Genomic DNA, 22401 nt, shown 5'->3' with positions numbered 1-22401 from the left:
TCGCCTACAATACAATGTATTCATACAAAACAACATGTTTCAATTAAAGGAGGAACAGTATGAATACCATTAGTCTTATTATTATCGCAGCAATTATTGCCGTGATCCTTATCGTAGTTGCGGCAGGATATGTGAAGGCGCCTCCGGACAAAGCATTTATCATTTCAGGTATGCGGAGGGCGCCAAGAATCTTGATAGGTCGTGCAGGCGTCAAGATCCCGTTCTTTGAAAGAGTCGATAAATTGTATCTTGGACAGATGACGGTCGATATCAAAACAGAGCAGTCCGTTCCTACAAACGACTTCATCAATGTAAACGTTGATGCTGTTGCAAAGGTTAGGATCGGTACAAGCCAGGAAGCTATACAGCTTGCAGCTAAGAACTTCCTTAACAAGGCACCCGAGCAGATCACAAATGACCTTAAGGATTCCTTACAAGGTAACATGCGTGAGATCATCGGTACACTTGCTCTTAAGACCATCAACACCGACAGAGACAGCTTCTCAGATCAGGTTATGGAGAAGGCTTCAAGAGATATGAACAAGCTCGGTATCGAGATCCTCTCTTGTAACATCCAGAATGTTACTGATGAGAACGGTCTTATAAATGACCTTGGTATGGACAACACAGCTAAGATCAAGAAAGATGCGGCTATTGCTAAGGCACAGGCAGACAGAGACGTAGCGATCGCTCAGGCAGAGGCTGACAAAGCAGCCAACGATGCAAGAGTTATTGCACAGACAGAGATTGCCGAAAAGAACAACGCACTTGCCATCAAGCAGGCTGAACTTAAAAAGCAGGCCGATACCGCAAGCGCTGTAGCAGACGCAGCTTATTCAATTCAGGAGCAGGAACAGCAAAAGACCATTCAGGCCGCAACTGTTAATGCCCAGATCGCAAGAGCAGAACGCGAAGCCGAACTTAAGCAGAAAGAAGTTATTGTAAAGCAGCAGGAACTTGCAGCTGAGGTTGAGAAAAAAGCCGATGCCGAGAAGTACCAGGCTGAGAAAAAAGCTGAGGCTGAACTTATTCAGCGTCAGAAGAAAGCTGAAGCTGCCAAGTACGAGCAGGAGCGTGAAGCCGATGCTAAAAAAGCTCAGGCTGAAGCGCAGAAATATGCGGCTGAGCAGGAAGCTTCAGGTATCAAAGCTAAGTACGATGCCGAGGCAGCAGGTATCGCAGCTAAAGGTAAAGCGGAAGCCGAAGCCATCAAGGCAAAAGGTATCGCTGAAGCCGAGGCAATGGAGAAAAAGGCAGAAGCCTACAAGAAGTACAACGGTGCTGCTATGGCTGAGATGATGATCAAGATCATGCCTCAGATGGCTGCAGAGATTGCAAAGCCTCTTTCTCAGATCGACAAGATCAACATCTACGGAACAGGCGACGGAACAAACGGCGCAAGCCAGATTTCAGGAAATATGCCTATTGTTATGAAGCAGGTATTTGATACCATGTCGGAAGCTACGGGCGTTGATTTCACCGAAATCATGAAGGCCGGCACATATGATGCCAAGGTTAATAAGAACATTAATCTTAACGGCGCAGGCGTAGATATCAAGGTTGATAAGAACGAATCAAAGTAATCTAAAAAAGCTATGAGTAAATAGTAGCGTGAATATTTGTAGTATAATGAATACAAATATTCACGCTATTTTTACGTAAAGGGAGAGCCTATATGACGTATTTCACATGCTTTTTTCTTGATAATGAAAAAGATATAATAGTGAGTCTTTATAAGGATATTGAGAAGCTCTTTTATATATTGTCAACGCCCAATCATCATTCGGGAAATCTTATAAGAAATCTTGCGAGAACCTTCAAGCTGCCGCTTTCAGAGGACGCCAACGGAATGCTTGTGATAAAGGGCGAGGTTCCCTGCTATATCGATGGAAGTAACGAAGAGAGCTATATCTTTTCCCTGGGTGATACGGAAGTAGCAAGGATTTATCCCGACGGAAGCGTAAATGTTGTTGCAACTATGCCCGCCATCGCCAAGACGCTTATGAGTCAGTCCAAGGAATACAGCCTTGAAAAAGATAAGATCATATTTAAGACCTTTATAAATAAAGATCTTAAATTCCGCTCCGATCTGCACACGCATATGAACGGCAATCTGCCTGCGGATGTGCTTATAGCGCTCGGAATCTATCATCAGATACGATATCCGCTATATTATGTCAAAAAACTCGATCTAAAGCTCACCGACGAGCAGTGGGAAAAGGTAAACGCTCAGAGAGAAAAAGTTGCAAGGCAGTTCGTTTATTCGGATCTTCAAGGCAAGTACCTCGACAGAAAGATAAACGACAGGACCTTCATAAACTTCGCGGATCTTATACTTAATAACCTGGACAACGCGGAGCTAAACATCGTTAAGATAAGAGGATCGCTCTCTGTGATCAAGGACGGACAGGCTGTATTTACCAACCTTGAGAAGGTCTATCTCTACAGATATGTTTTTACCAAGGGACAGGAGAGCGAGGATAAGATAGACATCGGAGATGTGTCGCAGATTCCCGATGAAGACGTCAAAAAGACTCTTAAAGAAATGCTGCGCGATAAAGAGAATCCCGACTACTGCAACAATACTGTCTTTCAGGACAAGCTCCTTTGGATAGCGAGAAATTATAAAAGATACGGCATAAAGTACGCCGAGATAAGCGATACAACGCTTGTAAAAAAATACGAGTCACTTGAAATGCTAAGACAGGTTCATGAGGTTATGCCCAAGATCTACAGGGAGACGGGTGTGATGATCCGCTTTCTTGCCGCAATGCGAAGGATTCCTCTTACCATTATAAAAGACGCCGTGACACCTGCAGACTACCTTGCGCAGAACCTTGAAGTACTTAAAGCGACGGCGCTTGATCCGTACGTTGCGGGCTGCGATTTTGTGGGAGAAGAGATCAACGACATAATCACATTAAAGCCAGCGTTTAAAGAGATAGTTAAGATCGCGTCCAAGGACCCGTCTTTTGTTATAAGAGTTCATGCGGGCGAGAATGACAGCCAGAAGGATAATATCGCACACAGTATTTCCTGTGTAAAAGATTCTCTGGCGTCCGGACAGAAGATGCCATACATGCGCCTTGGACACGGACTTTATACTTACAGTCCGAGATCGGCCAAAGGAAAAGCCGTGCTTAAGCAGCTAAAAGAAAACGGTGTGGTGCTTGAGTTCCAGCTTACAAGCAATGTCAGATTAAATAACCTTAATTCACTTGATAAGCATCCTATCAGAGCTTATCTAAAGCAAGGAATAAAGTGCGTTCAGGGAACGGACGGAGCGGCGCTTTACGGAACAAACTCAATAGATGAAGAGCTTTCTTTACAAAAGCTTTTAGACCTTTCCGAAGAAGATATGCTTCTTATGAAGAGGTCGGAGGAAGAAGTTATAGAAAGAAGTGAGAAAGCTTTTTTTGAAAAGACGGACAGATACAATGCACTTCTTGCAGGTCGCGATATGGAGGAAGTGCTCCTTGAAAAGATGAAGGCCGTTAAGATCGGTAAGAAGCTGGCCAAGAGTGACGGGCTTGATGCTTATACGGAATTAAAAGAGAATATCAGTGAGATCACTTGGGATTGTACACCGGTCGTTCTTCTTGGCGGAAGCTTTAATACGGAGAAGAGAGCAACGAGGGTTACACCCGAAGGAAAAGCACAGCTTGACGCTCTCATTAAACATTTTTCACCTGAAGAGATCTGCTTTGTCATAGGTCATAAGCTTTCCGGATATGAGAAGTATCTGGTCGAACATAATAAAAAAGGCTTTAAGATATATGCCGTCGTTCCCGCCGTTATTTCAAAGGCAGAGAGAGACAAGCTGATCGTAGCGGGAGTCAGCATACGTGTTTCGCCTGAAGCTCAGGGTATGGGAATATACAAGAGCTTTAACTACGAGATATTTGAGAGAAGACCCTCGATGGTCGTTGCCTTTGACGGAAACAGCGCGGCCGCCAATCTCATCCAGGAAGCCAAGAACGGCAAAGGAAAGGCGCAGATTCTTGTCTGGGGCAGATCCAAGACTCTTAAATACAAGGCGGAATCTCTTAAGGGATATGTAAATATTTTTGATGAGATTGTTCCGATAGAATCTTACCTGAAAGATTGGGATATATTCTTAAGTTCAAGAAGAAAATAGGTATATAAGGCACAAGCTTTTGATATGAGGCTTGTGCTTTTTTTGCTTTGGATGACATTATAGCAAACACATATGTAACAAATGCTTTACAATTTGTAAATTATGTGATATATTTTCTGCGTACCATAAATTTAGATTAAAGACGGAAAAGGGAAAGAAGGGTTAAGGAAACTATGAAAAAAAGAATTATATGCGCAACTTTAGCGCTCACATTAGCAATGACGGGATGTAGCCTTACAGGAAAAACAGATTCCGGAAGTAACACCGGAGCATCTATAGACAGTACTACCGAGGTTACAGGCGACGATTCACAGACAGGAAGCACAGTTGATGACGGTTCTACAAGCAGTACCGTTGATGACAGTTCTACGGGTAGTTCCGAGGATGTGACTGAAGTATCTACACAGCATAAAGGAGAACCTATCATTGATTCCGAAGGTAATTATTTGTTTAATCCTTATGTTGGTGCAGGTTTGCTTAAAGACGAGTATCCGCAGGAATGCTGGGATGCTTTATATAATTTTATTGATGCACTCAGAGAGGGAAAAGATACTTTTGAGTGCCCGAGCCAGGAAGCTTTTGATTTTTGTACGAATCCTGCAATCTGGGGTGAGTACTTCCCTGTTGCATCTCTTTTGATAACAATGGATAGCTGTAATGAGTTCAATTATCAGGACGGTAAAGGTGGAATTGGCTATTGGATTCCAAAAGAGGAATTCCTTGAAAAAGAAAAAGCTTTCGAAGCGGATATAGAGAGCATCCTTAAGGAATGTGTGAAGAGTGATTACAGCGATTTCGAGAAAGCTTTTTATCTCTATGATTACATTTCTAAGAATTTTACTTACGGACATGATATGGCTGACGGTTCGGTACCGGACGATGAGACCTTTGAAAGATACGGCACTTACAACTGTTTCGTAAACAGGAATGGCATCTGTTCCGGTTTGGCACCTTCTTATGTATATCTGCTTCTTCAGTGCGGAGTTGATGCTATCGTAGTACAATCTTCTGATGGCGCTCATGCTTGGGCATATGTAAAGATTGGCAACGAGTACTATTACAGTGATCCTACATGGGGACTTAGAAGCGAAAACGGCGATTCACTCCCTCTTGATTATTTCCTGATGTCTTCGGAAAAACGTCATGAAAGTATGAGCGGAGATTATGGCGTCTATATTTTTGATGTTAACGCCGGTGAATTTGCTTCCCGAAATCCTTTTACGGAAACAAGTGATAAGTTCGATTTCTTACGTGATACTACATTTGTTTCAATCGACTCTGACAAAGATATACTGACATATACCGACAAAACCGGTAATAACGTTGAGTATAAGTATTGATAATGATATTATGAAAAAAATATTCTAATAACGATAAGAGGGCAACTAACGAGTTGCTCTTTTATTTAAATGAAGCGTGAATGTGGGAAAAGCAATGAAAAAGAGTATTTGGGATTGGCTTGAAATAGAGCCTACAAAAGACATAAACAAAATAAAAGCAGCTTATGCAGAGGTTGCCAAGAAGTATCATCCGACAGAGCATCCCGAGGAATTCAAGCAGCTTAGGGACAGCTATAAGCTTGCTATCAGGTATGCCCAAAAACATAAAGATGATCCTGAAGAAAAGTTTTTTGAAGAGGTAAAAGCTTTCGAGGTCGAAGAGGTTATTCAAGATAAGGAATCTGAAATAAAGGGAAAAAGTGTAAGTGAGCCGGCCAAGCTGAAATTTGATTTTAGCAGGATTTCTTTTACGGATAATCTAAGCGACAGACAAAAAAGAATGCTAGATCTTTTTGCGGGCATGATTTCTTTTGCTTCGAGTCAGCCTGAAATCTATGGCCATGAAAAGGTAATGAAGGCCATTACTTATAATTGGGACAGATCTCCGTATAAAGAGGAGATAACACCGGTTTTTGTTTCGTATCTGGTAGATATCCTCAGACAATCCGAATTGCTTAGCACACGCGCATATGAAGTTATTGAAGATCTTATCTTTGGAGACGGAACTGATAATGATCTTAAGGAGCTTCATTCACAATTTCTTTTGCTGAAAAACGAAAGCACGGTTGTGACTCGCAATGAAGCGGATATTACTATGGAGCGGATTGGGAAATGCTTTCTGAAGCTTTTGGATAAACCTGCGCCGGTGGTGTATTTGGGACCGCAGATAAAGGCTCTGGATAAGTATAAAAAGAAATCTCAGGTTACTTTGGTCAATAATATACTTCTGTTTAAAGGAAAAGAAGTTAAGTATTATTTTTGCAGCGATCTTTATTATGACATCGATAAAAGAAGCGATGCTCTTAAAATATATGATCATAACAAAAAAATAATTGTAAAGATTCCTTCGTATAATCCCGGATATCGTTTGGTTTTGGAACATCTGCTAAATAATAAAAGCACGTACTTAGGCGCGAAAAAATCTGACGCAAGCGATTATATTTCAAAACTGGACAGTATCTTTAAAGTTTGGCTGCCGCTTCAGTATAAAACAATAATTATAGTAATATGCGGCCCAATAGCTTTGTTGTCGAGAATATTTTACGTACTGGTGCAAAGATCCAATATTTTGTCCGGAAGCGGAATACTTCACACCGTTTTAACTATAGTAGTATTGATGGTTGCCATTGCCGGTATAATGTCAACCGGATTTTTCTCGGTAATCTTAATATTTGAGCTTGGAGAAACAGTCGGAGCACTAAAAAAATCCGGTGCCATGCCTGAGCTTGTGCGTGACATAAAAAAAGGAAAAGCTTTATATGTTAAAGGCGGAGGGATATATATCTTTGACAGATATATTATGTACTATACGCGTGATGGAAGCAGTATTGATCTGATAAAGAACTTGATCCGGGTGGAGATATACGGTGAAAGAGGCGTCAGTTCAAAACTGAAAATGGCTTTTACTGATGGAAGAACCGTATATTGTAATGTTAATTCCTGCTCAGCCGCAGGAGCTGTACTGGATGTTCTGTTCGCCAAGTTAAAAGAAAAGGAAATTATAGCGGAAAAAGAAGAAAAATGGAATAAGTACGAAAAATTAAAGCTGAAAAAATCCGGACTTTTTATAAGTAAATACCTTATTATGGAAAATCTGAAAAATACTTATCAAGGGGCTGTTATGATGATAATTATTGGTATCATGGCAGCGTTTTTCTTAATCTATGATAAAGTGCTTGTGAAAAGTGAGGGTGGTTTTCAATATTATGCTATATTGATTACTTTTGCGATAATATTGATATCCATGGCGATTTCAGGCAATATCATTCGTTGTTTCAGAAGATATCATAAAAATATACTTATCGATGCACAGATTCAGATTCTTAAAAATATTGGATATCACAATGAGAAATATTCATTGTATATACTTGATGATTATTTTGTTTCATTTAGGCACTATACACTGACTATAATACCTTTTAATGAAATAGAATCCGTAAGCGGAGAAGACGTTAAACCTCCGAAAAAGCAACCATATGAAATATCATTAGTCGAAGAAAGCGCAAAGCCTTCTTATGTACTCATGATAAAAACAAAAGACGGCAAGATGTGGAAGTTCTGTAATGACTACGGAAAAAATAGTGATCGAACTGTTGTGGATGAAATAATAAGTGAATTAAAGTGTAAATTAGATGAGAAAAAGCATTTGGGATTGGCTTGAAACGGAGCCTACAAAAGACATAAACAAAATAAAAGCTGCATATGCAGAGGTTGCCAAGAAGTATCATCCGGCAGAGCATCCGGAGGAATTCAAGCAGCTTAGGGACAGCTATAAGCTTGCGATCGAACTCTCGAAAAAAGAAGGTGCTCCTGCATACAGAGTTATTTCTTTTGATACCGGAGATGAAAAACTCAAATTCAATCTCGGCAGCAGCAAGGAAGAGGATAAAGAATTCAAATTCAATCTCGGCAGCAGCAAGGAAAAGGATAAAGATCTCAAATATGATCTAAGGGATAAAGACGAAGCCGCAAACAGGACGAAGTTGGATTTTAGCAGTGTTTCGGATATGGAAACACTGAATGACAGACAAAAGAAAATGCTAAAGCTTTTTCGTGATATGATTCCTACTTCTTCAGGGGATTATAAGATTTACGGGCATAAAAAGGTAATGGAGGCTATTACTTACAAATGGCTGCAATCCCCGTATAAGGAGGAGATAACACCGGCGTTTGTTTCAGGCTTGGTGGATATTCTGAAAAAATCCGAATATCTTGATGTAGATGCTTATGAAGTTATTGAAAAGCTTATTTTCAATGAAATACAGAAAAATGATTTGGGTAACCTTCATTCGCAGCTTCTTTCTATAAAAAATGAAAGCGCTGCAGTTGCGCGTAGAGAAGAGGTTATAACTAACGACCAGATTGAAAAATGCTTTTATAGGCATTTGGACGGGACTGCTCCGATAGCGAAATTTGAGCCATTATCAAAAATAGAAAAGCTGTTTAAAAAGCCTTTTCGTATAACGCTTTTCGACGATATGCTTTTATTTACAGCCGAAGAGATAAAGTATTATTTTTATGAAGAACTATCTTTTGATGTCAATCGGTGGAATGATAGGCTTACTGTTTACGACTCCGATAAAAAAGTAATATTAACTCTTGCGCCGACAAATCAGCATTATCGTTTGATTCTGGGCTATTTGATTAATAGTAAATGTACTTATCTTGGAGAATGTCGTTCCGGTGAAACGGGCTATATCAGAAAATTAAACGGTTTTTATAAAATATGGCTTCCGATAAGTAAAAAAAGAATTCACATACTAAAAAAAGTCGCAGTGCTTTTGCTGGTAGGCGTGATTGGTCTTTCGTTTAATATTTTTACAAGGGCAGTCACCGATTCCACGCTTGATGCCTTTTTACATATCATTACTTATTTGGGCTTTACCGCATGCGTCTTTTCGCTAATCTTTTTTGCTTATTTTCTTATAAGGATGTTTTTTGATTTTATCATATTGTTATTAAAGATACATGTAAAAAGAGAACTGTTTAGAGACATAATAAAAGGAAAAGCTTTTTATGTTACCGGCGGTTGGCTCTATATTTTCGATAAATATATACTTTATTTTTCGAATTCGGAACCAAAGATTGTGCCGATAAGATATATACAATGGCTTAAACCGGATAAGAAGAGAGAAGATGATTTTTGGCCGGGGCTTAAGATATGTTTTAATCAAGGCCAAATGGTTTCTTATGATATCCGTTCGGTTTTCTTTGCGAATGCCGTAATTGATCATATTAACTCCAAAAGAGCGGAGATTATCAAAATTTCGGAAGATGAAGAGATAAGGAGGAAATATGAAAAGTTAAAATATAAAAAGCCGGGTATTTTCAGAAGAAAATTTATAATAGCAAAAGAAGTTAAAGAGACGTATACGGCAGCCTGCATAATTTTTTTTATGACAATAATATTTATGATTCAAATGATCCTTGGCATTGAACAGTATGGAATAGAAGATTCTGATATGAACTTTTCGATATTTCTTCTTGGAATACTGATCGTATCTTCGATATGGACAGGTTATTCTCTGTACAGTTTCCATAGATACCCGACTAAGTTACTGGTTGAAGTGGGAATACAGATGCTAAAGAAAAATAGATATTTTAATAATATTTACTCGTTGTATGTGTTGGATGATTATTTTGTATCATGCAGTAATTTTACTTTAAAGATAATACCACTCGTTGAAGTTGATTCGGTTGAAATGGGACGCGGATTAACATCACATTTACTAAAGATAAAAATGAAGGACGGTAAGAAGAAAACATTTTGCCGCAAGATCACCAATTATCAGGATGAAAACGTAATAGGAGAAATAATACGTAATATAGAAGGAAGGTTGGCATGTTAGTAGGAATTGATTTGGGCACTACCAATTCACTGGTTAGTGCATGGACAGAAAAAGGAGTCGAACTGATTCCGAATGAATTTGGAGAATACCTAACTCCATCCGTTGTCTCTTTTGACAATGGAAAAGTACTTGTCGGTAAGATTGCGAAGGAACGTTTGGTGACGAATCCGGATGTGACCGCTTGCGAGTTCAAAAGGCATATGGGAAGAGAGGATAGATTTGAACTTGGGGAAAACGGTTCGTTTACTCCGGTTGAACTGTCTTCGATGGTGTTAAAAAAGCTGATCCTTGATGCGGAAAAATATCTCGGAGAAAAAGTGGATAATGCGGTAATAAGCGTTCCGGCGTATTTTGACGATCATCAAAGAGAGGCAACGAGACTTGCCGGAGTGGCTGCGGGTGTCACTGTGACTCAGCTTATCAACGAGCCTTCGGCTGCAGCATTATCCTACCATTTTGAAAACTTGGATAAGGATGAAAAATTCATAGTGTTTGACTTTGGCGGCGGAACATTGGACGTAACACTTGTTGATGCCTTTGCAAACATGGTTGAGATCTGCAATATTTCGGGTGACAATAGGCTCGGAGGAAAAGATTTCAATGAGGCGATTGCATTTGATATGTGCAAGAAATTCGGTTTCGATTGGGAGACGCTTGATAAGAAAACAAGGGCAATCCTGGTTAATTATGGGGAATCCGTCAAGATAGAACTCTCATCCAAAGACAATATAACAAATACTTATACCATAAACGGACAGGATTATACTTATGAACTTGATCAGCAGAGATTTATTGATATTTCTGCCTCTGTTTTTAAGAGACTTACGATAGTACTAAAGAGACTGATGAACGATGCATGCATAACTCCTGAGGACATTTCGGGTGTTATCATGGTTGGCGGATCATCCAAGATGCCAAGTGTCAGAATATATATGGAATCTCTTTTCCCCGGAAAGGTAAAACTCGACAGAAATGTTGATGAAGCTGTCTGCAGAGGCGCGGGCATTGTTACCGGAATATCTCTTAGGAAGGATAACGTAAAAGATATTGTCATGACCGATATCTGTCCGTTTTCGCTTGGAACAGAGGTGCTCGGTGATAAGATGTCGGTTATTATTCCTAAGAATCAGATTCTTCCGGCCAGCAAGCAGAGAAGATATTTTACTGTAAGTAATATGCAAAAAAAGCTTGTATTTAATATATACCAAGGCGAAAAGCTGAAAGCCTCAAACAATCTTAAGCTGGATGTTATAGAGCTTGAGATACCTCCCAGGCCGGCAGGAGAAGTATACGCCGATGTGCGGTTTTCATATGATCTGAACGGAATTTTCGATATAGACATATATTGCCCGGCTAACGGCGTCGAAATTCACAGAAACAGAGGTGCGGTTGAAGGAATCAGCAAGGACAAATACGCTGAGTTAAAGCTCAGAATGGATGAGCTGAAGCAGGATCCGAGAGAAATTCCGGAGATAAAGTATCTTTTGGAAAAGGCGCTTAGATTGTATGAGGAAGGCAATAAGTGGCAACGAGATTTCCTGGAAAAAGAAATAGTGATGTTCGATAATTTCTTAAATACGGCATCGGTAACCGAATGTAAGAAGGCTGCTTTATTGTTTTCGATCAAGCTTGAAAAGGTTGAACAGAATATGTTCAGCTTTGCAAGTGAGAAAGAGAATCTCTGGGAAGAGTATTTAAGTGAGACTTCAGATGATAAAGATTTATAAAATGTATGAAGCCGGTGTAAGTCCTGCACGAACTCGTCACCGTGATTCGAAAGTGTATAAAAAAATCAGCAAAGGGAAGGCGCTGGGCGCCGCGGATTTTATGCAGAGAACGCTTCGATCAGCCGGGAGACCTGCCTGTCGCTGTACATGGGATATCCAAGCCACGAGGAACTGGTTGTACGAAGATAGCACTGCTGTAGAACGCGGCAGATGTGCGCATCAATGATCGCAGGATGTGCAAAGACTCAGGGCGAGCAGCCTGCAGCAGAGTCAAGCGTAGAGGCATCTGCAGAAGCGGCGGCAGAGACTACCGAAGCTGCAACAGAGGCTACAAGCGCAGAGGCAGCAGAGGATGCTCAGAAGGACGGCGCTGTTTTACTTGAGCCCACAACAGATAGGCGCACTTGAAAAAAGTTTCTGCATTGCGCATAATCTTTGAGCTTGTTCTATTTCTTTTTACTTATTTTGATTTTTACAATTAAAAATAAAGTGTATGCAAGTGTGAATAGTGAATAATAAAACCATAAGAGACCGCCGCCCCAAATCTGAATTATTTTTATCTCCATGATTACGGCTTCCCATCCAATATAAAAATCTCCTTTATCAAAAAAGGCAGTACTTAGATAAGCTCCATTATTATAAACATCATATAAGTCGCACCCCCAGACCATACAAGGTATAAGAACAAATACCCACAAAAAAACGGCTATTCCAATCATTATATTCTTTTTTCTCTTGTTCATTATTTTGACCTCTTTTGTTCAAGATTGAAAAACATGGATATTCAGGCATAGAAGGTGCCGGTATAGATGAGTCCCCAATTTTATATAAAGTTATATTCTCAAAAGACATCTTATGTTCCCCTTTCCTTTTACGAATAATATCCTTAATAAGCATGTATATTTTAACATGTGGTAAAAGGATAGAGCTATAATACATTGATTGGTATATCCTCGGCGAGAGACTATTTTATTGTAATTGTGAGTAATCCATTTTTGGAAAAAGATAGATTTATATTTGTGAGAATAAAAAACTGCGTACTAACTGATTAGTACGCAGTCCTTTTATTATCTTACCTTTTTGGGTACCATATCAATTTTTACCTGAGGCGCTCCGGAAGTATCGATAAACATAGCCATGATTATTACATTGTTATCATTAAACATTATATTACCCTGCTTTGCGTTGTTCTCAGTTATAAATTGCAATGACTTTCTGGTATCTTTATCTGAGCTGTCATCAGGCGCAGCAATTGCTTTAATTAAACCCAAGTCTTCGGTGTAGAGTGTGACTTCATAAATGCCGCTTTGCTCTGTTGCTGAAATGATCATACATGAGCTGTCACTACCTTCTTTGTAATAGTATCCGCAGTAATCCGAGTCGTCATATTTAACTTCGATTGAATCGATCAGGTCGGAAACCGAAACAGAGCTTTCTGCATTTGCAGATTCTTCTTTTGAAGCTGCTTCGGTGGAAACGGATGTTTTTTCTGAAGAAGCCTCTGTTGAACTTATTGATTCTTCCTTAGAGGATGCTGCATCGGAACTTTCCGTAACTTCCTCGGCAGCAGTTGAAGCCTCAACAGATGCTTCTATGGTTGATGAACTTGAAGCACTGCTCGGTTCATCTTTTGCGATGTTCGCGCAACCAAATATTGTAGATGCTGCAAGTAAGCAGCATAAGGTCATAGCTAATTTCTTTTTCATTTTAAACTTACCCTCCGTTTATAAAACTTTTTTCATATAATCTTTTTCTGATTCTAGCATATAAAAGTCTAATTTGAAAGAAAAATTCACAAAAAAGTCATAAAAGTTATATTTACTTGTAATATAAGGCGAATAATAGTATTATTACCTATGAGTTATGAAAGAAGGATGGGTGGTTTTTGCGATGCTTGAAAAGAGATATGAACCACGGGTTAGAGATAATAAAGTAACAATTATAGATAACAGATATGCATTTGTATATCTCCTTATGTTATTTATGATGGTATTTTTATTAATTGCTTTTATTATATGCGGCGCAAAGGATAAAGAAACATTGATGATAGTTGTCATTGGAATTGCAGTCGGATTTCTGTTCTTTGCATTTTTGATATCGGGTTTGGAATGCAAATATGTGATCAGACCTGAAAGTATATCTATAATGTATGGCATTTTCGGAAAGAAAATACATTTGGATAAGGTGACACAGTGTTTTTATAATTCAAAGAGCTATATCACATTGCTTGATGAAAAAGGAAAAGAAAATACGATCGATCTCACACATCTTTATCCCGATTCGGATAAGTTTTTTACAGATGCTTTGCGAAATATGAATGTTCGTATCAGGGAAATCGGAGACTATGTTGAGACAACGGATGGCACGAATTTTAACTATCGTTTTGACATGAAACAAAAAGATGCTGCAGTCATAATTGTCATTTTATTATTTATGGCTTTATTCCTGGACAGTGTATTTTTGGCTGGAATGCCCGGTTCGGATTTTACGGTTAGATTATTACTATTGGCGTTTGCCATTGGAAATACTGCTTTGTGGTTGTTTTTTGCCGAAAAGCTTACGTGTACTGTTTCTGTTAAAGGTGAAATTATTGAAGTTCGCAGATGGTTTAAAAAGACAAGAAGTATAAATGTAAAAGATATTTCCTGGGTCCATACCGAACTTAAGCATCATTCAAACAGATATGGCGGAAAAGATATTGAAGAAATGGAAATTCATCTTGGTGATGAGATTTTAAAGCTTCCGGTAAACATAGGAAGAGCCTATACCAATTACGACCTGTTTGTAGCTTATCTTCAGGACAACGGAGTGCCGTTCTCGCTTGCTGACTCGGAATTATATACTTATGAGGAAGCTAAAGAGGATTCGGAAAAAGATATTCCGGAGTTATTTAATCTTAATGAGCATGCATTTACTGTAGATGACAATTACATAATTGAAAACGGTATTTTTGCCGGAAAGAAGTTTAACGAAGAACTGTTTCAAAATGTTGGAAGCACTGATACCAATACAAAGAATAGAGTTCTGGCAAATCAAATACTTGGTAAAATAGCATCAATAATGTATTTTGCCAATTCTTTTGTATTTATAGCTGCGATGCTCTTATTACGCGCGAAGGTAATCGGTGTCGTTACGGCTTTTGCTGTTCCTTTGGGCGTTTTTATAGGAGTTCTTTTGTTATCTGTGATAACTGAGCTTTTAAATTACCTTACTATAACAAAAGATGCATCACGCTTTGCAGCGACAGTATTTCATGCCCATACAGTCGATAAGGAACTGACTGTGGTTTATGCCTACGACGCAGGAGATGAAGTCAGACTCGCGGAACCTCTGTTTTTAAATTCAAACCTAAAGCAGAAGGATTATGAAGCGTTATACAATGTTCCCACATATATATGGGCAAATCCCCAAAATTCTCCGCTTTGTGTTGAGGGAACGGATACAAAGCCATTGGGTAAGGGAAAAACAATAGCAAAATTGGTAATTCTTTCTGTTTTGGAGATAGCCATAATAATAGGGTGTGTTTTTATTCATCGTGTATCGGCAGAGAATTCAGTCGGAGAAAAGACAGAGAACACGGATTGTGAATCTATCCTGTATACTTATGATGTGAATTATGAGGAAGATTTAGCAAGCGGTACGGATTTGGTATTCAAGGATGAGGATACGGAAATGTCTACGGCAACATATAAATGGGCTGCTGAGGCAACAACGATCTATTCTTATCTGGAAGGCGGAAATACTAAGTATATCGGAGGACATTCAAGAGCTGATAATTCCGGTGATGAGGCAAAAGAGTTTTTGGAAAAAGCATGGAAAATATCCGACAGAGATTCTGCAATGGAAGTCATAGACAAGCAAATAACTTACGGTCATCAGGCTAAGTGCAGAGCTTATATTCAATCCAATTCAAGAACAAAAAAAGCCATTGAAGCACTTGAAAGAGATTATGGTCAAAGCTTTTCGTTTGAAGATTCGTTCGATATAGATGAAGCATATTTTGAAGAAAATAATATTTCAACAAAAGATTTTTATCACACGAAGGGCGCGGCTTGTGCTTATATGCGATTTGGCGAAAACGGACTGGCTGCGTATGATTATATGAGACTTATTCGCGTTATCAAGATCTGTTATGACTGCGAGTATCTGTCTGCCGATGAGTGTATGGGATTGATACACAACATGGAATTGGCGATTCAAAAGCAATATGGTAGTTTTGAAGAAATCAACGAATGCTATTTATACGGGGAAATGTTTAGAGTGGCGGGGAATCACTCGAATAATAATTTGAATGATATTGCGTATGCACTCAATGAAATAAGAAATGATAATGTATATGCAAAATCAGATATAGATTTTGGAACTGAGTTAACAATAGATTGGAAGGAATTGTTAACGAAACGAGATTCATAAAAAGGAAAGAGGGAAAAATATGAAAAAATCATTTATTGCAATGGCAATCAGTGTAATGGTCAGCGCTGCTGCAGTGGGATGTACATCGGCAGATGTTCAGGAACAGGGCGCTATCAACACAGAGACCACACAGGATGCAACAGAAGAAGTAACGCAGGAGACTTCTGCGGAGCAGGCGAGTGAAGAAGTTTCGGAAGAAGCTTCGGCTGATACTGCTTCATCTGAGGATTCGTCATCGGATGAGTCTTCCGAAGCTGCTACAGAAGGAGCATCAAAGGATTCAAAATCGGAAGCTTCAGACGCAGATGCGTCAACTGCTAAAGCTGATGATAAAAAGGATACGGCTTCTTCAGACAGTGAATACGATTCAGAGATTGACAAGCTTTTAAAGACAAAAGCGGTTACTCCCGATAAGGAAGAGCTTCTTTCGAATATGGCCAGAGTTGTTACAATTTCAAATGTGCTTGATAAAAATGGCGTTTTTTCTAAAGCGGATAATAATTCAAAGGCCAGACTTCGAGATCAAGTAATCAGGTACAGCACATATGAGAATTCGGAGCTAAAAAAGATTGCATCACTTAAAACCGGAGAAGAAGATTATAAAACCGTTATAAGTGTAGAAGACGCCAAGAAAATATGGTTGGATTTCTATGGCGAGGATGATTTTAATCCCGGAGAATATGAGGATGTTAAGGATGGAAAGATTTACTATGTTTTTGGTGATGGAGAGCAGGTAGCATTAGCATCACACTGTGAGTACCATGAGGATGATGAGTATGTTCTTTTCACGGGACCGGTTTTTGAGGGACATAACATAAACGACGGAACATTTAAAGGATATGCGGATATATTGTTTAAGAAGAATACCGATAGCGTGTTTGGTTTTACTGCAATATACGGAAGATATAGAAAAGACACGGTAAAGGTAGCTTCCGTCACTACATCTTCAGAACTTGCGGCTTCGAAGGGTAAGAATTATTCCGGTAAGAATCTTATAGACGGTGATTACTCCACAGTATGGTGTGAAGGTGCTAAAGGAGAAGGCGTTGGAGAAACAATAACGCTTAAACTTGATAAGAAACAGTCTGTAAACGGTGTCCAGATTTGTAACGGTTACACTGCAAGTTATGACCTTCATCATTCAAACGGCGTGCTTACGGATATAGAAGTTGATTTTGGAAATGGCAAGAAGGTAAGTGTAGACCTCTTTGCACATGATATTGAGAACGAAACCGTAGAGAATCTGGTGGAGGATAATCTTAATCATATTGAACTTGATGAACCTGTTGAGACAGATACGATCACTATCAAGATCACAGGAGCCAAAAAAGGTGCGAAGTATGATGATACTTGCGTAAGCGAGATTATGGTTTATTAAGAATTAAAAAGCAATGTGTATTGATCTGAAAATACACATTGCTTTTTTGTCTATAATGGATCACAAAGCCCGTACCCCGGGACTATTTCAATCAGCCTGATCCGGTGAATGTCCGGAGTTTCCGTAAGGCTCGATTGCGTCTATTTTTTCCATATCTTCATCTGATATTTCAAAATCAAAAACATTCGCGTTCTGCGCGATCCTGTCGGGATTTACCGACTTGGGAAGCGGAACGACGTCGTGTTGGATCTCCCATCTTAATATTATCTGTGCGACGGTGCGACCGTATTTATCCGCAAGCTCTTTTAACAAAGGATGATCAAGTGACTTGCCGCGTCCGAGCGGGCTCCATGCTTCAACAAGGATGCCGTGCTCCTGACAGAAATCCACAGTATCTTCCTGAAGGAATCCGGGATTTATCTCAATCTGATCTACCGCGGGGATGATATCAAATTCCATGAGCGCCTTAAGATGATGATTAAGGAAGTTGGAAACACCGATTGCCTTAACTCTTCCCGACTTGTAGATCTCGATCATGGCCCTCCAAGTATCGCGGTTGGTGTTCTCCCAATCATCGTCGAAAGCATAGGAAGCGGGCCAGTGAATAAGATAAAGATCAAGATAATCAAGACCGATCTCGCTCATTGTCTTTTCAAATGCTGCAAGTGTTTTATCGTATCCAAGCTCTGTCTTCCAGACTTTACTTGTCACAAAGATGTCTTCTCTTTTGACATTATTCTCTTTTATAAAGTCGTTTATCGCCTGTCCTACCTGCTTTTCGTTTTCGTAAAAAGCGGCGGTGTCGATGTGGCGGTAACCGGTTTCCAGCGCGGTTTTCGTTGAATTATATGCTTCAACCGGATCTTTTATCTTATAGGTTCCAAAGCCCAGACACGGAATCGCTGTGTCGTTGTTAAGCTTGATTCTTGTAGCAAGTGTACTCATTTCTTTTCCTCTTATTTTTCTTTTAAACAAGATCACTAAGTTTCTTTCCGAAAAAGAAGTCTTTCTCTATCTTATAAAACTCTTTCCACATCTTAACAGTCTTGCAGCCTCGTGCGCGAGGGCATTTCTCAGCGCCTTTTTCAAGACATGCTACCGGGGCAAAAGAGCCTTCCATGAGCTCAACGATCTCGCCGACCGAGTATTTCTCGGGACTTCTTGTGAGAGTATATCCGCCGTGCTTGCCGCTCACGCCGGAAATAAGTCCGCCTTTAACAAGGTCTTTTACTATGATCTCAAGGTACTTTTTGGAAATACCTTGTCTTTCTGCAATATCTTTAAGGGGAATGTGTTCTTCGTCCTTGTGCTCAGCAAGATCGATCATGACCCTTAATGCATAACGTCCTCTGGTGGAAAACATACAACATCACTCCTTTTCTTTTACCTATTATATACTAGGATAAATGGGCTCATCAATAGTAAAATCCTGCGCTGCGAGCGGGTAAAACAAAATATTACTTCGGGTTATCGCTTGCGATAGATATTACTGATTGAATTACCTATTGACATAGTAGGTCATAGGAGATATTATTGCAACATAAAATTTCAAATTCAAATCCAAATTCAAAGGAGATTAGAGACTATGAGCAATTACAAATTTGAGACACTTCAGTTACACGTTGGACAGGAACAGCCCGATCCCGCTACAGACGCAAGAGCGGTTCCGATCTATCAGACCACATCTTATGTATTTAGAAATTCACAGCACGCAGCCGACAGATTCGGACTTGCGGATGCGGGTAACATCTACGGAAGACTTACCAATTCCACACAGGATGTTTTTGAAAAGAGAATTGCAGCCCTTGAGGGCGGTAGCGCAGCACTTGCAGTTGCATCAGGTGCAGCAGCCATCACTTATACGATCCAGGCACTTGCAGCAAACGGCGGACACATAGTTGCTCAGAAGACCATCTACGGCGGTAGCTACAATCTCCTTGCACATACATTACCTCAGTACGGAATCAAGACTACTTTTGTAGACGCTCATAATTTAAAAGAAGTTGAGGATGCAATTCAGGACAACACAAGAGCCATCTACCTTGAGACATTAGGAAACCCCAACAGTGACATCCCGGACATCGACGCGATCGCAGAGATAGCTCACAAGCACGGACTTCCTCTTGTTATCGACAACACATTCGGAACACCTTACCTCATCAGACCTATCGAGCACGGCGCTGACATCGTAGTTCACTCAGCTACAAAGTTCATCGGCGGACACGGAACAACACTCGGCGGTATCATCGTTGAGGCAGGTAAGTTCAACTGGAAAGAGAGCGGCAACTACCCTCAGATCGCAGCTCCCAACCCCAGCTACCACGGAGTATCTTTCTACGATGTTGTAGGACCTGCTGCATTCGTTACATACATAAGAGCCATCCTTCTTAGAGATACAGGAGCTACGATCTCACCTTTCAACGCATTCCTTCTTCTTCAGGGTGTTGAGACACTTTCACTGCGTCTCGACAGACATGCGGAGAACACCAAGAAGGTTGTTGAGTTCCTTAAGAACCATCCCAAGGTTTCCAAGGTCAACCATCCTTCAATTGCAGATCATCCCGATCATGCGCTTTATGAGAAGTATTTCCCCAACGGCGGTGCTTCAATCTTTACATTTGAGATCAAGGGCGGAAAAGAAGCTGCTTGGAAGTTCATCGATAATCTCGAGATCTTCTCACTTCTTGCTAATGTTGCCGATGTAAAGAGCCTTGTTATTCACCCCGCTACAACAACTCACTCACAGCTTAATGATGAGGAACTTGCAGATCAGGGAATCACACAGAGCACGATCCGTCTTTCAATCGGAACAGAGCACATCGACGATATCATCGCAGACCTTGAAAAAGGCTTTGCAGCTATCTGATAACTAATTTGCTAACAAAGTTTTTTCTTCATAAATCTTTAGACATACCGCTTGGTTTTACAGCCGAGCGGTATTTTTTCGTAGGACTTGACTGATGTGTTACAATATATGTAACTTGAAAAACGCTTTATAGGAGGAAAAAAGAGATGAAGAATAAACTTCTTGTCATGATGTTGACAGGTTGTGTTCTTACTATGGCTGTGGGATGTACATCCGCTGAAGAGCCGACTGTAGGTACAGATACCGGCTTTGAGGAGATGGCTCCCGAATTTGCTACAGAGGAGACACAAGAAGAGGCAGCTCCCGAAGAAAATACGGAGACTTCTGAAGAGCCTGCAGCAGAAGCATCTGAGGATACTCAGCAGAGCGCAAGTTCAGATATTGCTGACGGTACATGGAGTGCATATCTTGATAACACAAGGAAAGATGACGCAGGTAAAGTAGGCGAAGCAGGAGAGCCGATGAGCATCATTTATGATGGCGGAGTCGAAGGCGACGTTCTTAACGTAGTCGGAGTGCTTGGTCCCGATCCTTACGATCCTACAGGATTTACTGCTGATGGTTCACATGCGCTGAAGCTTACAGATTCAACCGAATTCGTTATGAGCGGCGGAGATACAGGTCCTGAGACGGTTACAAAGGATGAATTCGGAGAACATTTCAAGAATTGTCTTGGCTCAGGCGGACTTGGCTTTGAAGTAGTGATCGAGGGCGGCGCAGTTAAGAAAGTGACTATTTCAGCGTAAGCATAGCTTGCAATTTAATATTGATTATAATTTCAAATGTGATCGGGTCTCCCAATTTAGATATTGTGGAGACCTGATTTTTACCAAAGAAACAGTGGGCGAATAATCCCTATTTAAGAGAATTTGTATATGTATCCTATTTTTATTATTTATATCATCCTTCCCGTGATCTTTTTATGGAGGTCACGAATAGCCAAAGAAGGCGAATGGAATAACGGTTTTCTTTCCCTGGAACAGTCCAAAGCATTACAGGGAATCTGTGTAATTATCATAGTTATTCACCACATATCTCAAAAGGTTTTTGCAGATCAAGAAATTTCAGCTCTTGTAAGGAGCGGTATGTCCCCTTTTGCCAATATGGGGGCTTTTTTGACTTCGGTTTTTTTCTTCTTCAACGGATATGGTCTTTACAAAAGCTATATAAATAAACCGGGTTATCTTGATCATTTTCTTAAAAAAAGACTGATAGCCCCGCTCGTGGCTTACTATGTGACCGGATGGGCTTTTCTTGTCATAAGACTTGCTCTCGGCGAAGAAATGGGCCGAAAGCTCTTTGTTCTTTATCTGACGGAAATTGTTCACTGCAGTCCCTATAGCTGGTACATAGTGATCCTGATGATCTTTTATGTTGTTTTTTATCTGGTCTTTAAGTATGCAAAAAATGAGCGCTCGGCGATTACTCTTTTTACGATTATTGTCCTTGCGTATATTGCGATAGCTCTTTTTGTTCCGAAAAATGACTACTTTATCAGAGGCGAGTGGTGGTACAACTCTATTATCATGATGCCTTTGGGAATGTGGCTTGCAAGAAGAGAAGATAAGATCATTGATCATGTAAAAAGAAATTACAACAAGTATCTCGTAATCCACCTTATCCCGGCTTTTCCCGCGTTCAGATTGTCTTATCTGATATTGAAAAAAATCGGCTATTTTTCGGACAGTATTCCAAATGGCATAATATGCAAGTTGATCAGCCTTTCGGCGCAAACTCTTGCTATATATGTGTTCATTGCCTGCATACTGCTTATAAGTATGAATATAAGTATCGGAAACAAAGTGCTGGCTTTCCTTGGCAAGTATACTCTTGAGATTTACCTGATACACGGAATATTTGTTGAGCTTTACGATCATGACTTTGTGGGAATAGCACCTTCACCTTTCCCCATAGAAAAAGTCAGCCTTTACGCGCTCGCCGTGATCGCATCAACCATCCCACTTGCGCTGCTCCTTAAGAAGCTTGAGAAGGTTGTCACAGGGAAATAAGTTGGATGGTAGAGATGATTGC

At 40.1% G+C, this 22401-nt stretch carries 16 protein-coding genes; 12 read left to right on the top strand and 4 right to left on the bottom strand.

All coding sequences use genetic code 11. The features are described from left to right. Positions 1 to 59 precede the first annotated feature (59 nt). The 7 genes from D6853_RS06620 to D6853_RS06590 all read left to right on the top strand — a co-directional run bounded on the left by D6853_RS06620 (position 60) and on the right by D6853_RS06590 (position 12121). Positions 60 to 1583 carry a flotillin family protein gene (locus D6853_RS06620; RefSeq protein WP_120657245.1) on the top strand — a complete coding sequence of 508 codons (1524 nt, stop codon included), beginning with the start codon at positions 60 to 62 and terminating at the stop codon, positions 1581 to 1583. A gap of 92 nt (positions 1584 to 1675) precedes the next feature. Further along, complete coding sequence (locus tag D6853_RS06615) at positions 1676 to 4138, top strand: adenosine deaminase (RefSeq protein ID WP_120657244.1); 2463 nt, start codon at positions 1676 to 1678, stop codon at positions 4136 to 4138. A 173-nt stretch (positions 4139 to 4311) separates the two neighbouring features. Beyond that, entirely contained in the window at positions 4312 to 5478 is a 1167-nt protein-coding gene (locus D6853_RS06610) for a transglutaminase domain-containing protein (RefSeq protein WP_120657243.1), read from the top strand. A gap of 94 nt (positions 5479 to 5572) precedes the next feature. Next, the gene (locus tag D6853_RS06605) at positions 5573 to 7798 is read left to right on the top strand and encodes a hypothetical protein (protein ID WP_147367722.1); all 2226 of its coding nucleotides are present in this window, start codon (positions 5573 to 5575) and stop codon (positions 7796 to 7798) included. After that, a complete protein-coding gene (locus D6853_RS06600) occupies positions 7770 to 9986 on the top strand; it encodes a hypothetical protein (RefSeq protein WP_120657241.1) in 2217 nt (738 codons plus the stop codon). Before D6853_RS06605 ends, D6853_RS06600 begins: the two co-directional genes overlap by 29 nt. Continuing rightward, on the top strand, positions 9980 to 11713 hold the full coding sequence (locus D6853_RS06595; protein ID WP_158588683.1) for an Hsp70 family protein: 1734 nt from the start codon (positions 9980 to 9982) through the stop codon (positions 11711 to 11713). Before D6853_RS06600 ends, D6853_RS06595 begins: the two co-directional genes overlap by 7 nt. Positions 11714 to 11923: 210 nt before the next feature. Beyond that, positions 11924 to 12121, top strand: coding sequence for a hypothetical protein (locus D6853_RS06590; protein WP_120657240.1), 198 nt, complete (start codon positions 11924 to 11926; stop codon positions 12119 to 12121). 38 nt (positions 12122 to 12159) lie between these two features. Here the strand turns inward: D6853_RS06590 and D6853_RS06585 are convergent, their stop codons facing one another. Then, positions 12160 to 12456 carry a hypothetical protein gene (locus D6853_RS06585; RefSeq protein ID WP_120657239.1) on the bottom strand — a complete coding sequence of 99 codons (297 nt, stop codon included), beginning with the start codon at positions 12454 to 12456 and terminating at the stop codon, positions 12160 to 12162. Positions 12457 to 12780: 324 nt separating this feature from the next. Continuing rightward, complete coding sequence (locus D6853_RS06580) at positions 12781 to 13419, bottom strand: hypothetical protein (RefSeq protein WP_120657238.1); 639 nt, start codon at positions 13417 to 13419, stop codon at positions 12781 to 12783. A 157-nt stretch (positions 13420 to 13576) separates the two neighbouring features. Between D6853_RS06580 and D6853_RS06575 the strand changes: the two genes are divergently transcribed. Beyond that, positions 13577 to 16126: a DUF1266 domain-containing protein gene (locus D6853_RS06575; RefSeq protein ID WP_120657237.1), complete on the top strand. Its 2550-nt coding sequence runs from the start codon at positions 13577 to 13579 to the stop codon at positions 16124 to 16126. Between the two features lie 19 nt (positions 16127 to 16145). Further along, positions 16146 to 17504 carry an NADase-type glycan-binding domain-containing protein gene (locus tag D6853_RS06570; protein WP_120657236.1) on the top strand — a complete coding sequence of 453 codons (1359 nt, stop codon included), beginning with the start codon at positions 16146 to 16148 and terminating at the stop codon, positions 17502 to 17504. A gap of 87 nt (positions 17505 to 17591) precedes the next feature. Here the strand turns inward: D6853_RS06570 and D6853_RS06565 are convergent, their stop codons facing one another. Both D6853_RS06565 and D6853_RS06560 read right to left on the bottom strand, forming a co-directional pair. Continuing rightward, positions 17592 to 18449 (bottom strand): aldo/keto reductase, encoded by an 858-nt coding sequence (locus D6853_RS06565; RefSeq protein WP_120657235.1) that lies wholly within the window; start codon positions 18447 to 18449, stop codon positions 17592 to 17594. 22 nt (positions 18450 to 18471) lie between these two features. Further along, the gene (locus D6853_RS06560; RefSeq protein WP_092242283.1) at positions 18472 to 18867 is read right to left on the bottom strand and encodes an RrF2 family transcriptional regulator; all 396 of its coding nucleotides are present in this window, start codon (positions 18865 to 18867) and stop codon (positions 18472 to 18474) included. A gap of 222 nt (positions 18868 to 19089) precedes the next feature. Here D6853_RS06560 and D6853_RS06555 point away from each other — a divergent pair, with 222 nt between their 5' ends. From D6853_RS06555 to D6853_RS06545, 3 genes are all read left to right on the top strand, one after another. Next, positions 19090 to 20370, top strand: coding sequence for an O-acetylhomoserine aminocarboxypropyltransferase/cysteine synthase family protein (locus D6853_RS06555; protein WP_120657234.1), 1281 nt, complete (start codon positions 19090 to 19092; stop codon positions 20368 to 20370). A gap of 146 nt (positions 20371 to 20516) precedes the next feature. Next, positions 20517 to 21116, top strand: a complete 600-nt coding sequence (locus D6853_RS06550) for a hypothetical protein (RefSeq protein WP_120657233.1) — start codon at positions 20517 to 20519, stop codon at positions 21114 to 21116. Between the two features lie 129 nt (positions 21117 to 21245). Further along, positions 21246 to 22379 carry an acyltransferase family protein gene (locus D6853_RS06545; RefSeq protein ID WP_120657232.1) on the top strand — a complete coding sequence of 378 codons (1134 nt, stop codon included), beginning with the start codon at positions 21246 to 21248 and terminating at the stop codon, positions 22377 to 22379. Positions 22380 to 22401: the final 22 nt, after the last annotated feature.

Source organism: Butyrivibrio sp. X503 (assembly GCF_003625475.1).
GTDB lineage: Bacteria > Bacillota > Clostridia > Lachnospirales > Lachnospiraceae > Butyrivibrio.
The sequence above is the reverse complement of the archived record's forward strand: the minus strand, read 5'-3'. Positions and strand labels throughout refer to the sequence as shown.

Bases quoted from the DNA above. Each gene is read 5' to 3' on its own strand.
- D6853_RS06545 (WP_120657232.1), top strand. From the start codon at position 21,246: ATGTATCCTATTTTTATTATTTATATCATCCTTCCCGTGATCTTTTTA.
- D6853_RS06555 (WP_120657234.1), top strand. From the start codon at position 19,090: ATGAGCAATTACAAATTTGAGACACTTCAGTTACACGTTGGACAGGAA.
- D6853_RS06620 (WP_120657245.1), top strand. From the start codon at position 60: ATGAATACCATTAGTCTTATTATTATCGCAGCAATTATTGCCGTGATC.
- D6853_RS06615 (WP_120657244.1), top strand. From the start codon at position 1,676: ATGACGTATTTCACATGCTTTTTTCTTGATAATGAAAAAGATATAATA.
- D6853_RS06610 (WP_120657243.1), top strand. From the start codon at position 4,312: ATGAAAAAAAGAATTATATGCGCAACTTTAGCGCTCACATTAGCAATG.
- D6853_RS06585 (WP_120657239.1), bottom strand. From the start codon at position 12,456: ATGAACAAGAGAAAAAAGAATATAATGATTGGAATAGCCGTTTTTTTG.
- D6853_RS06595 (WP_158588683.1), top strand. From the start codon at position 9,980: ATGTTAGTAGGAATTGATTTGGGCACTACCAATTCACTGGTTAGTGCA.
- D6853_RS06580 (WP_120657238.1), bottom strand. From the start codon at position 13,419: ATGAAAAAGAAATTAGCTATGACCTTATGCTGCTTACTTGCAGCATCT.
- D6853_RS06550 (WP_120657233.1), top strand. From the start codon at position 20,517: ATGAAGAATAAACTTCTTGTCATGATGTTGACAGGTTGTGTTCTTACT.
- D6853_RS06560 (WP_092242283.1), bottom strand. From the start codon at position 18,867: ATGTTTTCCACCAGAGGACGTTATGCATTAAGGGTCATGATCGATCTT.
- D6853_RS06570 (WP_120657236.1), top strand. From the start codon at position 16,146: ATGAAAAAATCATTTATTGCAATGGCAATCAGTGTAATGGTCAGCGCT.
- D6853_RS06575 (WP_120657237.1), top strand. From the start codon at position 13,577: ATGAAAGAAGGATGGGTGGTTTTTGCGATGCTTGAAAAGAGATATGAA.
- D6853_RS06600 (WP_120657241.1), top strand. From the start codon at position 7,770: ATGAGAAAAAGCATTTGGGATTGGCTTGAAACGGAGCCTACAAAAGAC.
- D6853_RS06565 (WP_120657235.1), bottom strand. From the start codon at position 18,449: ATGAGTACACTTGCTACAAGAATCAAGCTTAACAACGACACAGCGATT.
- D6853_RS06590 (WP_120657240.1), top strand. From the start codon at position 11,924: ATGTGCGCATCAATGATCGCAGGATGTGCAAAGACTCAGGGCGAGCAG.
- D6853_RS06605 (WP_147367722.1), top strand. From the start codon at position 5,573: ATGAAAAAGAGTATTTGGGATTGGCTTGAAATAGAGCCTACAAAAGAC.